At 72.8% G+C, this 13,141-nt stretch carries 9 protein-coding genes and 1 pseudogene; 2 read left to right on the plus strand and 8 right to left on the minus strand.

What is annotated here, in order from left to right:
* Positions 1-40 precede the first annotated feature (40 nt).
* From OG562_RS17390 to rsmI, 8 genes and pseudogenes are all read right to left on the minus strand, one after another.
* Positions 41-2,023 (minus strand): nitrate- and nitrite sensing domain-containing protein, encoded by a 1,983-nt coding sequence (locus OG562_RS17390; RefSeq protein ID WP_266398599.1) that lies wholly within the window; start codon positions 2,021-2,023, stop codon positions 41-43.
* Positions 2,024-2,286: 263 nt separating this feature from the next.
* Positions 2,287-3,066 carry an MHYT domain-containing protein gene (locus OG562_RS17395; RefSeq protein ID WP_266398602.1) on the minus strand — a complete coding sequence of 260 codons (780 nt, stop codon included), beginning with the start codon at positions 3,064-3,066 and terminating at the stop codon, positions 2,287-2,289.
* A 245-nt stretch (positions 3,067-3,311) separates the two neighbouring features.
* Positions 3,312-4,229 (minus strand): 4-(cytidine 5'-diphospho)-2-C-methyl-D-erythritol kinase, encoded by a 918-nt coding sequence (locus OG562_RS17400; RefSeq protein ID WP_266398605.1) that lies wholly within the window; start codon positions 4,227-4,229, stop codon positions 3,312-3,314.
* A 146-nt stretch (positions 4,230-4,375) separates the two neighbouring features.
* Positions 4,376-5,233 (minus strand): annotated as a pseudogene (rsmA, locus tag OG562_RS17405) (16S rRNA (adenine(1518)-N(6)/adenine(1519)-N(6))-dimethyltransferase RsmA); the annotation flags it as partial.
* 107 nt (positions 5,234-5,340) lie between these two features.
* The gene (locus tag OG562_RS17410) at positions 5,341-6,615 is read right to left on the minus strand and encodes a ubiquitin-like domain-containing protein (protein ID WP_323187656.1); all 1,275 of its coding nucleotides are present in this window, start codon (positions 6,613-6,615) and stop codon (positions 5,341-5,343) included.
* A 307-nt stretch (positions 6,616-6,922) separates the two neighbouring features.
* Positions 6,923-7,867, minus strand: coding sequence for a TatD family hydrolase (locus OG562_RS17415; protein ID WP_266398610.1), 945 nt, complete (start codon positions 7,865-7,867; stop codon positions 6,923-6,925).
* A gap of 78 nt (positions 7,868-7,945) precedes the next feature.
* Positions 7,946-8,374 (minus strand): hypothetical protein, encoded by a 429-nt coding sequence (locus OG562_RS17420; RefSeq protein ID WP_266398612.1) that lies wholly within the window; start codon positions 8,372-8,374, stop codon positions 7,946-7,948.
* A gap of 281 nt (positions 8,375-8,655) precedes the next feature.
* Positions 8,656-9,516, minus strand: coding sequence for a 16S rRNA (cytidine(1402)-2'-O)-methyltransferase (gene rsmI / locus OG562_RS17425; protein ID WP_266398615.1), 861 nt, complete (start codon positions 9,514-9,516; stop codon positions 8,656-8,658).
* 62 nt (positions 9,517-9,578) lie between these two features.
* On the opposite strand from rsmI, the gene OG562_RS17430 reads away from it, so the two are divergent.
* Positions 9,579-11,366: a dolichyl-phosphate-mannose--protein mannosyltransferase gene (locus tag OG562_RS17430; protein ID WP_266398617.1), complete on the plus strand. Its 1,788-nt coding sequence runs from the start codon at positions 9,579-9,581 to the stop codon at positions 11,364-11,366.
* 134 nt (positions 11,367-11,500) lie between these two features.
* Positions 11,501-13,138: a penicillin-binding transpeptidase domain-containing protein gene (locus OG562_RS17435; protein WP_266398618.1), complete on the plus strand. Its 1,638-nt coding sequence runs from the start codon at positions 11,501-11,503 to the stop codon at positions 13,136-13,138.
* The last annotated feature ends 3 nt before the right edge of the window (positions 13,139-13,141 follow it).

Below are 13,141 nucleotides of genomic sequence, written 5' to 3' on the forward strand. Positions count from 1 at the left end.
TAGTAATTCGATGAGGAGATCCCGTGCAGAGGCCGACCGGTCAGTAACCGTCCGGCTGACGCGGGATCAGGGCCGAGGCGGGGGCCAGGCCCCGGTCGTGGCCGGTCTGCTCCCCCATGGGCATGTCGTCGCGCATCAGGGCCTCGGGGATGAGGACGGCCGCGGTGACGCCGCCGCCGGGGGACTGCCGCAACTCCACGCGCAGGCCCTGCCGTTCACGCAGCCGGTTCACCACGAACAGGCCGATCTGCTTGGCGTCGAGCAGATCGACGCGGTCGGACCGGATCTTGGCGTTGGCCTCGGCGAGGGCCTCCTCGTTCATGCCGAAGCCGCTGTCCTCGACCTCGACGAGCACGCCCTCGCGCAGCCGGGCGGCCCGCAGCTGGACCTTGGTGCTGGGCGGCGAGAACGACACCGCGTTCTCGACGAGTTCGGCGAGCAGATGAATCACGTCGGCCACCGAGCCGCCCGCCAGCGACACCCGGGGCGTCGCCCAGATCTGCACGCGCGCGGCGCTCTCGATCTCGGCCACCGCGGCCCGCGCCACGTCCGCCAGCGGGATCGGGTCGCGCCAGCCGCGGCCGGGCGCGATGCCGGAGAGGATCAGCAGGCTCTCGGAGTGGCGGCGCATCCGGGTGGCGAGGTAGTCGACGCGGTAGAGGTCGTTCAGCTCGGCCGGGTCGTGCTGGCGGCGCTCCATGGTGTCCAGCAGGTCCAGTTGGCGGTGGAGCAGCACCTGGCTGCGGCGGGCCAGGCTGACGTACACCCCGGAGATGCCGCTGAGCAGCTCGGCGCGCTCGGACGCGGCCTTCAGCGCGGCCCGCTGGACGGCGGTGAGGGCGGTGCCCACCTGGGCGAGCTCGTCGCCGGCGAGGCGGCGCATGGGGGCCTCGGCGTCGATGTCGACGCCCTGTCCTGCGTGCAGTCTGCGCATGGCCTGGGGCAGCCGGCGGCCGGCCACCTCCAGCGCGGAGTTGCGCAGGTCGAGGAGTTCGAGGATCAGTCCGCGGCCGACGAGCACGGAGACCAGCAGCGACAACAGCACGCCGACGAGGCCCAGCGCCACGGCGACCCCGGACGCGCCCAGCGTGCCCCAGCCGAACGGGTCGGCCTTCGCCGTCGCCCCCGTGCCCGCGCCGGTCTCGGCCGCCGTGAGCCCCTCGATGACGCCGGAGACGGCCGTGTCCCAGCCCGCCAGCGCGGCCGCCGACACGGCCTGCGCGCCGGGGCCTTCGCCGCGCACCCGGTCCTCGACGCTCTGCACGCGCGCGTACGCGTCCCCGTCCAGCACCTTCCGGTACGCCGTCCGGTGCGCGGCCTTGAGGTCGGCGACGCCCGGCGCGAGCAGCTCGCGCTGCGTGGCGACGGCGCCGACGAACTGCGCGTACTGCTCCCGCGTGAGCGTTCCGCGCTCCTTCGCCGCGGCCAGCAGCGCCTGCTCCCGCGCCACGGCCTCGCGCGCCCGGCCCAGTTCGAGCACCACGCGCGCCTCGGACGCCGCGTCGGTGCTCTCGTCGCCGGTGAGCGCCCCGGTCGCCGAGAAGCCGTGCTGCACGACCGCCGAGTACCGGGTGTACGCCACGGAGGGCTTGGCGTCCTTCGCGGTCGCCGCCGCGCGCAGCTCCGTGAGTCCTTCGGCGTCGGCCTTCAGGGCGGCCAGGCGCTCGGGGAGTCCGGTGTCCAGGAGCGCGGCGTCCGAGCTGGAGGAGTTGATGCCCTCCAGCAGCGCGGCGGCGGCCTCGTCCGTGACCGCGCCGGCCTTGGCGAAGGCGTCGGGCTCGTCCGCGTACCGCACGGCGGCGCTGCGCTCGGTCTGCAGCGCGGTGACGAACTCGCCGACCGGCGTGAGCAGTTCGGCGTTGACGTTCTTGGCCCGCTCGGTGTCCCCGATGCTGGACGCGGTCGTCACGGCCGCGAAGCCCCACAGGGCCATGAGCGACACGATGGGCAGCATGAGCAGGGCGACGATCTTCGCCCGCACCGATCTGGGGCGCAGGCGGGCGGGGGTGCGAAGTATGCGCATGGAGGCCTCGTTGGGGAGGGAAGGGCGTGCGACGGGGGGCGTGCGACGGCGAGGGGGCGTGCGAGGGGTGCGGAGGGACGCTCTGCGGAGGCGTGCGCGGGCCGGATACAGCGCGTGAGCGGGTCCTTCACGCCGCCCCGGCGCGTGACCGCCCCCGCACGCCGGTCTCATGAGACTTCGCATCCACGGGGCATACGGCCGTCGGTCACCTACGGCCGTCGGTCACCTACGGCCGTCAGGCGCGTGATCGCCCCCGGCCGGCCTCAGGCCGTGGTGAGTTCGACCTCGCGCAGCAACTCCGCGGCGGCAGCCGCCTCGTGGCGCTTGCCGGTCGGGGACAGGGCGACGTACGCGGAGGTCAGGAAGAGGAAGGAGCCGAGCAGAACGGCCAGCGGGAAGATGAACTCCGTGGCGGTGGCGCCGGGCAGGGAGGCGCTGCTGGGGGTGAGGGAGATGCCCACGGCCCACATCGCGGTGTAGTGCATGCTGCTGACCGCGAGCCCCATGACGAGCGCGGCGACGGCGGCCAGCACCGGTCCGCGCACCACCAGGGTGAGGGTGAGCGCGGCGGTCGCGGCGACGACGGCGATCGCGATGGAGGCGAGGACGAGGGTCGGGTCGTAGGTGATGTCGCCGTGCAGGTTGAGGGCGGCCATGCCGGTGTAGTGCATGGCGGCGACGCCGAGGCCGGCGCCGAGACCGCCGAGGACGACCGAGGTCACCCGCGAGCGCCCGTACCCGGCGGTGAAGACGCCCGCCGCGACCACGCCGACGGCCATCAGCAGGCTGAGGACGGTCAGCGGGATGTCGTAGCGGATCGGGGTGCCCTCGACGCTGAAGCCCAGCATGGCGACGAAGTGCATGGTCCAGATGCCGGAGCCGATGGCCAGGGAGGCCAGCAGCAGCCAGTTGCGTTTGGACGCGCCGTCCGCCTCGAGCGCCCGGACGGTGCAGCGCAGTCCTAGCGCCGATCCGACGCAGGCCATCGCAAAGGACAGGACGGGGGTGACCCATCCGGCGCTGAAGTGATCCATGTGACCCATGGGGACTTCCTCTCGACCGTGGCGCGAGCAGGGCGCGCACACGTGGTACCGCCGGTAACAGACGACCGGGGTTGGCTGATCATGCCACCCCGATCTGAGACGCAGACGGCGCGAAAGGGACCACGAATCCCATTGTTGAACATTAAGTCATCGTGACGTGAGTAACAGCTGATCCGTATATCTATGCAGGTCAGACAGGGTCTTCACCGATGCGCGAAGATCCGCACACCACGATCGCCGTTCCTTCACACCGAGCGGATCCGGCCATCTGAGACCACTGTCGCCCCCGGCGCCGGTCCCGACGCCGTGCGGGCGTCGCGACAGAGACCCGAGGCGCGCAGGGCGTCCGCGATCTTCGTGGCGGAGGCGGGGTCGCGGGCGAGGAACGCGGTGGTGGGGCCCGAGCCCGAGACGAGGGCGGCGAGCGCCCCGGCCGCACGGCCCGCGGCGAGGGTGTCGGCCAGCTCGGGGAAGAGGGAGAGGGCGGCGGGCTGGAGGTCGTTGGAGACGGTCGCCGCGAGCGCCTCCGCATCGCCCTTGGCGAGGGCGGCGAGGAGTGCCTCGGAGGCGACGGGCTCGGGGATGTCGAGGCCCTCGCCGAGCCGGTCGAACTCCCGGAACACGGCCGGCGTCGACAGCCCGCGCCCGGCCCTCGCGAACACCCAGTGGAAGGAGCCGCCGACCTCCAGCGCGGTCAGCTTCTCGCCCCGCCCGGTGCCGAGCGCAACCCCGCCGACCAGGCTGAAGGGCACATCGCTGCCCAACTCGGCGCAGATGTCGAGGAGTTCCCCACGGGACGCGCGCGTGCCCCACAACGCGTCGCAGGCCAGCAGCGCGCCCGCGCCGTCCGCGCTGCCGCCCGCCATGCCGCCGGCGACGGGAATGTCCTTGGCGATGTGGACATGGACGTCGGCCGTACGGCCGTACCGCTCGGCGAGCGCGATCGCGGCCCGCGCGGCGAGGTTGGTGCGGTCGAGGGGGACCTGGTCGGCGTCCGGGCCCTCGCAGGTGACGCGGAGCTCGTCGGCCGGGGTCACGGTGACCTCGTCGTACAGGCCGACCGCCAGGAAGACGTTCGCCAGGTCGTGGAAGCCGTCCGGGCGGGCGGCGCCCACCGCGAGCTGCACGTTGACCTTGGCGGGCACACGCACGGTGACGCTCACTCGCCGGACTCCTTGTCGGCAGACTCCTCGCCGGAGGTCTCCTTGTCGGAGGTCTGCTTGTCGGAGGTCTCCTTGTCGGAGGTCTGCTTGTCGGAGGTCTCCTTGTCGGAGGTCTGCTTGTCGGAGGTCTCCTTGTCGGAGGTCTGCTTGTGCTCGGCGATACGCGCGAACTCCTCGACCGTGATGGCCTCTCCGCGCGCCTGCGGGGAGACGCCGGCCGCCACGAGGGCCGCCTCGGCCCGGGCCGGGGAGCCCGCCCAGCCGGCGAGCGCGGCCCGCAGGGTCTTGCGGCGCTGGGCGAACGCCGCGTCGACGACGGCGAAGACCTCGCGCCGTGACGCCGTGGTCCTGATCGGCTCGGCCCGCCGCACCAACGACACCAGCCCGCTGTCGACGTTCGGCGCGGGCCAGAACACGTTGCGCCCGATGGCGCCGGCGCGCTTGACCTCGGCGTACCAGTTGGCCTTGACGGACGGCACGCCGTACACCTTGGAGCCGGGCCCGGCGGCGAGCCGGTCGGCGACCTCCGACTGGACCATCACCAGCGTGCGCTCGATGCTGGGGAAGGTCTCCAGCATGTGCAGCAGCACGGGCACCGCCACGTTGTACGGCAGGTTCGCGACCAGCGCGGTCGGGGCGGGGCCCGGCAGCTCGGTCACCTGCATCGCGTCGGAGTGCACCAGCGCGAAGCGCTCCGCGCGCCGCGGCATGCGCGCCGTGATCGTCGCGGGGAGGGCGGAGGCCAGGACGTCGTCGATCTCGACGGCCGTGACCCGGTCGGCGACCTCCAGCAGCGCGAGGGTGAGGGAGCCGAGCCCCGGGCCGACCTCCACGACCACGTCGTCGGGCCGGACGCCCGCGGTACGGACGATACGGCGGACCGTGTTGGCGTCGATCACGAAGTTCTGACCGCGCTGCTTGGTGGGCCGCACGCCGAGGACCGCCGCCAGCTCACGGATGTCGGCGGGGCCCAGGAGGGCGTCGGAGGCGGGGCTGGTACTCACGGGACAAGGGTACGGGGGTCCACCGACACCCACTGCCCCCGTCAGGCAGGCCACCGGCGCCACCGTCACCGTCATCGCGCCACCGCCACCGCGCCACCGCGCGGCCGTCACCCGTGCAGGCGCGCCCCGCAGTGCGGCCAGGGGCTCGCGCCGCGCCGTACGTACAGCTTCTTCGCCCGGAGCGTCTGCTCCGCGGCCGGCGCGTCCTGCGGTCGCCCGCTGCCGCCCAGCGCCTGCCACGTGCGCGTGTCGAACTGGTACAGCCCGCCGTACGTCCCCGACGGGTCCACCGCGTTCGGCCGCCCGCCGGACTCGCAGACCGCGAGACTCTGCCAGTCCAGGCCCTCGGCGCCGTGCACGGACGTCGGCAGCGGCTTCGTCCCGACCTTCACGACCTGGGCGCGCGGCGCGCGCACCACCTCGGACCTGACCAGCTTCGGCCTCTGCCGTACGCCGTTGACGGTCCGCAGGGTGTACGTGACCCGGCGCAGCCCCTGCTGCCCGGCCTGCTCCACGACCTCCGTGCCCTTGAACAGCGAGGGGTCGTCGGTGCGCCGCACCCCGAACGGGATCGGCTCCTCCCGCACCTCTTTGCTGCCGGTGATCCGCAGCACGGTGACCGTCTGGCCGTCGCGCGGGAAGCTGGCGGGCGCGACGGAGGTGGTGTCCTGGCCGCGCAGGGTGATCCCGGCCTCCTCGACCGCCTCGCGCACGGTCGCCGCGTTGGTGCGGATGGTGCGGGCCCGGCCGTCGGCCATGACCGTGAGGGAGCGCTCGGTGCGCACGTCCAGCGCGAGCCCGGCGCGCCCGATGCGCTGGGTGCGCGCGACGGACAGATACGCGCCCTCGGCGCGCACCCCGAGCTGTTCGAGCGCCCCTTGCACCGTCTGCGCCGTCGTCCACACCTCGTGCGGCTGTCCGTCCAGCGTGAGCCGTACGGGACGCCCGTAGTGGACGGCCACCTCGTCGCCGCTGGCGAGGGCCGTGCCGGGGGCGGGCGCGACCACGTCGTGCGCCCCGACCCGCACGCCCTCCTCCGCCAGCAGCTCGGTCACGTCGTCGGCGAAGGTGTGCAGGGTGCGCGGCTTGCCGTCGACGGTCAGCTCGACGGCCTTGTCCTCGGCGACGAAGGCGGTGGTGCCGCCGGCGAGGAAGGCGACGACGAGCGCCTGCGGCAGCAGGCGGCGCATCGCGGAGTCCGGGCGCTCGGCGTAGCGCGCCCTGCGCCGACGCGCGGCCCGCCGCCCGGCCTCGACCCCGGCCGCCTGACGCGGAAGCACCGCTTCCGGCGCCTCGTAGGCGGGCCGGTACGGGTCCTCGTACGCCTCGTGCGCCGGGTACGTGCCGTACGCCTCGGGGGCCGCGTACACCCCGTACGCCAGCGTCGGCGCGCTGTGCACATCGCCGTACTCGGAAGAGCCGCCGTGCCCGCCGTGCCCGCCGTGCCCGCCGTGCCCGCCGTGCCCGCCGTATTCGCCGTGCCCGCCGTTCTCGTACTCGGTGTACTCGGGGTTCTGTGCGTACTGCGTGTTCTGTGGATAGGGGGAGTTGCTCACGCCGACACGCTCCAGGGGTCCTGAGAGTCCGAAGGGGTCTGGATCGGGCCCCCAGAACCTAGCGGAGCGACCGTCACTCTCCAAAGCGGCACGGCTACCCGGAGTCACGTTCGAGCGGGGCGGCGGGCGGGCGTCAGTAGGCGAACGCGCGGGCCGTGTTCGCCGCGAGGGCGGTCGCCAGGGTGTCCTCGTCGAGGTCCCGCACGGCGGCCAGGGCGCGCACCGTGACCGGAATGAGATAGGGGGCGTTGGGCCGTCCGCGGTACGGGGCCGGGGTCAGGAACGGGGCGTCCGTCTCCACCAGAAGGAGCTCCAGAGGGGCCACCGCCACGGCGTCGCGCAGGTTCTGTGCGTTCTTGAAGGTGACGTTGCCGGCGAAGGACATGAAGTATCCGGCGCGGGCGCAGATCTCCGCCATCTCGGCGTCGCCGGAGTAGCAGTGGAAGACGGTGCGCTCGGGAGCGCCCTCCTCCTTCAGCACGCGCAGCACGTCGGCGTGGGCGTCGCGGTCGTGGATGACCAGGGCCTTGCCGTGCCGCTTGGCGATCTCGATGTGGGCGCGGAAGGAGCGCTCCTGCGCCTCCTTGCCCTCGGGGCCGGTGCGGAAGTAGTCCAGGCCCGTCTCGCCGACGCCTTTGACGTGCGCGAGCGCGGCCAGGCGGTCGATCTCGGCGAGCGCCTCGTCGAGCGCCTCCGCGCCCCCCGGCACGCGGGCCCCCTGCCGGGACCAGCCTCCCCCAGCCCCAGGGGGCTGGGAGGTGACCCCAGGGTCTCCGTGGACGATGCGCGGCGCTTCGTTGGGGTGCAGGGCGACCGTCGCGTGGACGTTCTCGTACGCGGCGGCCGTCTCGGCGGCCCACCGCGAGCCCTTGAGGTCGCAGCCGACCTGGACGACCGTGGTCACCCCGACCGACGCGGCCTTCGCGAGACCCTCCGCCACCGTGCCCGACTGCATGTCGAGGTGGGTGTGGGAGTCGGCGACGGGCACCCGGAGGGGCTCCGGGAGCGGCGGCGCCGCGTTCTTCTCACCGGCGGGAGAGCCGGCGGAACGGCTGGCGGAGCGGCTGGAGGAAGGCATGCCCCGATCCTACGAAAGGGGCACGCCCCGCCGTCGCCCGCGGTCCGCTCAACCTCGCCTTGCGCTGGAGCGGCCCGCTCAACTCGCCTTGCGCTGGAAGGGGTGCAGGAGATCGGACAGATGCCAGTGGTGGTGCGGCTCCCCGGCCTGCGCCTGCGCCTCGGGCCCGTCCGTCGGCCCGTCCGCCGACGCGGTCCGCGACGCCGGTCGCGCCGGGCGCTGCTGCCGGGCCGCGCTCAGCACCGACGAGACCTGTCCGGCGCGCATGATGCGCAGCACGTGTCCGTCGCAGTTCTGGCACGCGGGGCGGCTCAGCGGGGACGGCACGACACGGCCGTCCGCGACGTACTGGACGAACTCGTGGCCGTCGGCGTCGACGTGGTGCTCTATCGCGTACGACTGCTCCCAGCCGTGGCCGCAGCGCATGCAGGCGAAGGCGTACGACTCGTGCACGATCGGCGTCGTCGCCGTGGCGCGCGGGGCGCTCTGCCCTGTGATCTCACTCATGCCAGCTCCTCTTGTCCGCTGGACGAGGGACGCGTGTGCGTGTCCCGTCACCCAGTGGACGCTTCCGGCGGAGCTAATGCATCAGCCCTGTCGACTGTTGGATCCGATTTGGACTTTCCTTGCCATACCGGCCTCGACAGCGGGGGTTTCGCTTTGCCTTTCCCCCTCGCCCTTTGCCCGCCCATGGGGCGCACGCTCATCCGACATGCGCCCTGCTCAGAGGGGGTTCCAGCCCGGTGCGAGCCCCTTCACGGCCCCCTCGTTCCACAGCCCTCCCGGCGTCACAGACCCCCGGCTTTCTTGACCGCGACCACCGCGTCGAACACCGTGCGCTTGGGCAGACCGGCCTCCGCCGCCACCGCCGCGATCGCCTCCTTGCGGCGCTCGCCGGCCTCCTCGCGCACCCGCACCCGCCGGACCAGCTCCGCCGCGTCGAGCTCCTCGGGCCCGCGCTCGGGGGCGCCGGAGACGACGACCGTGATCTCGCCGCGCACGCCCAGCGCGGCCCACTCGGCCAGCTCGCCGAGCGGACCGCGCTTGATCTCCTCGTACGTCTTGGTCAGCTCACGGCAGACGGCCGCCCGCCGGTCGGAGCCGAGGACCTCGGCCATCGCGGCGAGGGTGTCGTCGAGCCGGTGCGGGGCCTCGAAGTAGACGAGGGTGCGCCGTTCCTGCGCGACCTCCCGCAGCCGGGACAGCCGCTCCCCCGCCTTCCTCGGCAGGAATCCCTCGAAGCAGAAGCGGTCGACGGGCAGCCCGGACAGGGCGAGCGCGGTGAGCACCGCGGACGGGCCGGGGACGGCGGTGACCTTCAGGTCCCGCTCGACGGCCGCGGCGACCAGCCGGTACCCGGGGTCGGACACGGACGGCATGCCCGCGTCCGTCACCAGCAGCACGCGCGCGCCGCCGAGCAGCGCCTCGACCAGCTCGGGCGTACGGGCCGTCTCGTTGCCCTCGAAGTACGACACGACGCGCCCCTTGGGCGTCACGCCCAGCGCCTGGGTCAGCCGACGCAGCCTGCGGGTGTCCTCGGCGGCGATGACGTCGGCGCCGGCCAGCTCCTCGGCGAGCCGGGGCGGGGCGTCGGAGAGGTCGCCGATGGGCGTGCCGGCGAGGACGAGGATTCCGGGCGTAGCTGTCACGTTTCCATCCTCGCAGGACCCGTCCACGGGACTCACACAGACCTGTTCCCTACGATGGCGCGGTGACCAGTACCGCGTCCTCCACGGACTCCACGGGCTCCACTGACCACCGGCCCGGCCAGACGCCGCACGCTCCGCACGCACCGCACGACCAGCGGCCGTCGTCGTGGCAGCAGCGGCTGCGCCGATTCGGCTACCGGGCGGAGGCGGAGCCCGCCGGCGACGTCCGGAAGCGGCTGTCGCCGCCGTACGCGCAGCCCGGCCCTCGGCTGTGGCAGGCGCTCGGCGTTCCGCACCGGTGGGCGGAGCGGATCGCGCGCTGGTCGGGCTGGGGCGGTCCGCTGCTGGTCACGCTGCTGGCGGGCGTGCTGCGGTTCTGGAACCTGGGCAGCCCCAAGGCGGTGATATTCGACGAGACGTACTACGCCAAGGACGCGTGGGCGCTGGTCCACCGCGGTTTCGAGGTCAACTGGGACAAGAGCGCCAACGACCTCATCCTCTCCTCGGGCGGTCATGTCACGATCCCGTCGGACGCGGCGTACGTCGTGCATCCGCCGGTCGGCAAGTACGTGATCGGGCTGGGCGAACTGCTCTTCGGGTTCGACCCGTTCGGCTGGCGCTTCATGACGGCCGTGCTGGGCACGCTGTCGGTGCTCCTCCTGTGCCGGATCGGCCGCCGGATCTTCCGCTCGACCTTCCTGGGCTGTCTGGCGGGCGCGCTGATGGCCGTGGACGGGCTGGCCTTCGTGATGAGCCGCACCTCGCTGCTCGACGGGGTGCTGATGTTCTTCGTGCTGGCCGCGTTCGGCTGTCTGGTCGTCGACCGCGACAAGGCGCGCGAGAAACTCGCCGCCGCGCTCGAGCCGGACGTGGACGGCCGCTACCGCCCGGACGCGCACATCGCCGAGACCACGCGCCTGGGGTGGCGTCCCTGGCGCTGGGGGGCGGGCCTGATGCTGGGCCTGGCCATCGGCACGAAGTGGAACGGCCTCTACATCCTGGTCGCGTTCTGTCTGATGGCGGTCCTGTGGGACGCCGGTTCGCGCAAGGTGGCCGGCGCCCGCCACCCCTACCGGGCGGTGCTGAGGCGCGACACGGGCCTGGCGTTCCTGGCCACGGTCCCGGTCGCACTGGTCACGTACGTGGTGTCGTGGACGGGCTGGATCCTCTCCGCCACCGACGGCTCGGGCGGCTACTACCGCGACTGGGCGACTGCGAGCGGCCGGACCAGCAGCTGGTCGTGGCTGTTCCCGGACTGGTGGCTCAGCCTGTGGCACTACGAGCACGAGGTGTACGTCTTCCACACGCACCTGACGTCGCCGCACACCTACCAGTCGAACCCGTGGAGCTGGCTGGTCCTGGGCCGCCCGGTGTCGTTCTTCTACGAGTCCCCCGCACCCGGCGCCGACGGCTGCCCGACGGACGCGGGCGAGAAGTGCGCGCGCGAGGTCCTGGCGATCGGCACCCCGCTGCTGTGGTGGGCGGCCTGCTTCGCCGTCGCCTACGTCCTGTGGCGCTGGCTCTTCCGCCGCGACTGGCGCGCGGGCGCGATCGCCTGCGGCATCGCCGCCGGCTACCTGCCCTGGTTCCTGTACCAGGAGCGCACGATCTTCCTCTTCTACGCGGTCGTCTTCCTGCCGTTCCTGTGCCTGGCGGTGGCCATGATGATCGGCGCGATCGTCGGCCCACCGGGGTCGAGCGACACCCGACGCGTGGCGGGGGCGACGGGCGCGGGCGTGCTGGTGCTGCTGATCGCGTGGAACTTCATCTATTTCTGGCCCCTGTACACGGGGACGGCGATCCCCATCGACAGCTGGCGTTCACGTATGTGGCTGGATACCTGGGTCTAACGATTCCGGAAACTGCCGCCCCTTGGGCCTCCCTTTCCGCTTACTGTGAGCCTGAGCAGAGCTTTCTGAACGCGTTCAGAAATGCCCGCGAGGGCGTCAACGGGGTAGGCAGGACCAACGGGGAGGGTGCGTCGATGCGCAAGGGGGCCAAGGCGGCCATAGTCGGCTCGGTGTTCGCCGTGATGGTGGGCGGGGCCGGCTACGGCGCGTTCAACGTGATCAACGCGTTGAACGAGAGCGGCGAGGGCACGGGGTCGGGCGGGGCGGCCGCCGTGAAGAAGACGGGGCCGCCGAGCGGTTCCGAGGTGAAGGACACCAGCGCCGCGTTCTTCGCGGCCTGGGCGAAGGGCCAGGCCGCTGCGGCGGCCGCGCTCACCAACAACGCCCAGAAGGCGGAGCCGCTGCTGACCTCGTACAGCGGGTCCGCGCACATCACCGGTGTGAAGATCACACCCGGCGCGGCCGTCGGGGACAGCGTGCCGTTCTCGGTGAAGGCGACGGTGTCCTACGAAGGGAAGTCCAAGCCGCTCGTCTACAAGAGCGAGCTGACGGTCGTGCGCGGGGTGACGACGGGGAAAGCGCTGGTGGACTGGGAGCCGTCAGTCGTCCATCCGGACCTGAAGGACATGGACGACACCCTGGTCACCGGCGAGTCGTCGGCGCCGGCGATCGAGGCCGTGGACCGCGACGGCAAGGTGCTGACGAAGGAGAAGTACCCCTCGCTCGGCCCGATCCTGGACGAGCTGCGCGCCAAGTACGGCGACAAGGCGGGCGGCACGGCCGGCGTCGAGCTGGCGGTCCGTCACGCGGCCCCCGGCACCGCCGACACCCCGCTGCTGACCCTCGCCAAGGGCAAGGCGGGCCGGCTGACCACCACGCTCAGCGCGGGCGTGCAGGCGGCCGCCGAGAAGGCCGCGCAGAAGTACGCGGAGTCGTCGGTGGTGGCTGTGCAGCCCAGCACCGGGCAGGTGCTGGCGGTCGCCAACCACCGCGCCGACGCCTTCAACGCGGCGTTCCTGGGCCAGGTCGCGCCCGGCTCCACCATGAAGATCGTCAGCGCGGCCACCCTCATCGACAACGGACTCACCACCGCGAACGGCCCCGCGCCCTGTCCGCCCTCGGCCGTCTCGGAGAGCCAGACCTTCCAGAACCTCAAGGGCATGAAGCCGAACGAGAACGCGACCCTCTCCGAGAGCTTCGCCCGCTCCTGCAACACGGCGTTCGTGAAGTTCGCGGACGAGGTGAAGGTCGACTCGCTGACCAAGGAGGCCCAGGACCGCTTCGGGCTCGGCCGCGACGACTGGAAGACCGGCATCCCGTCCTTCGACGGCTCCGTCCCGGCGTCCGGCGGCCCGGACACCGCGGCCAACCTGATCGGACAGGGCCAGGTCCAGCTGAACCCGCTGAACATGGCGTCGGTGACGGCGACCGCGATGACGGGCGCCTTCCGGCAGCCGGTGATCGTGCCGCTCGGCCTCGACGACCGGGAGCCGGCACGCGCGCGTGGACTGCCGTCGAGCACCGTGCAGCAGCTGCGCGCCATGATGAACCGCACCGCGACCAGCGGCACCGCGGCCGGTGTGATGTCCGGGCTGAGCGGCAGCATCGGCGCGAAGACCGGCTCCGCCGAGGTCGACGGCCAGGCCAAGTCCAACAGCTGGTTCGCCGGCTACCGCAACGACGTCGCCGCCGCCGCGATGACCCAGGACGGCGGCCACGGCGTGGACGCGGCCGGCCCGATCGTCGCGGCCGTCCTGCGGGCGGGAGGCTGACCC

The organism is Streptomyces sp. NBC_01275 (assembly GCF_026340655.1).
In the GTDB taxonomy this organism is placed as follows: Bacteria; Actinomycetota; Actinomycetes; order Streptomycetales; family Streptomycetaceae; genus Streptomyces.

Bases quoted from the DNA above. Each gene is read 5' to 3' on its own strand.
- OG562_RS17390 (WP_266398599.1), bottom strand. From the start codon at position 2,023: ATGCGCATACTTCGCACCCCCGCCCGCCTGCGCCCCAGATCGGTGCGG.
- OG562_RS17395 (WP_266398602.1), bottom strand. From the start codon at position 3,066: ATGGGTCACATGGATCACTTCAGCGCCGGATGGGTCACCCCCGTCCTG.
- OG562_RS17415 (WP_266398610.1), bottom strand. From the start codon at position 7,867: ATGCCTTCCTCCAGCCGCTCCGCCAGCCGTTCCGCCGGCTCTCCCGCC.
- OG562_RS17420 (WP_266398612.1), bottom strand. From the start codon at position 8,374: ATGAGTGAGATCACAGGGCAGAGCGCCCCGCGCGCCACGGCGACGACG.
- OG562_RS17435 (WP_266398618.1), top strand. From the start codon at position 11,501: ATGCGCAAGGGGGCCAAGGCGGCCATAGTCGGCTCGGTGTTCGCCGTG.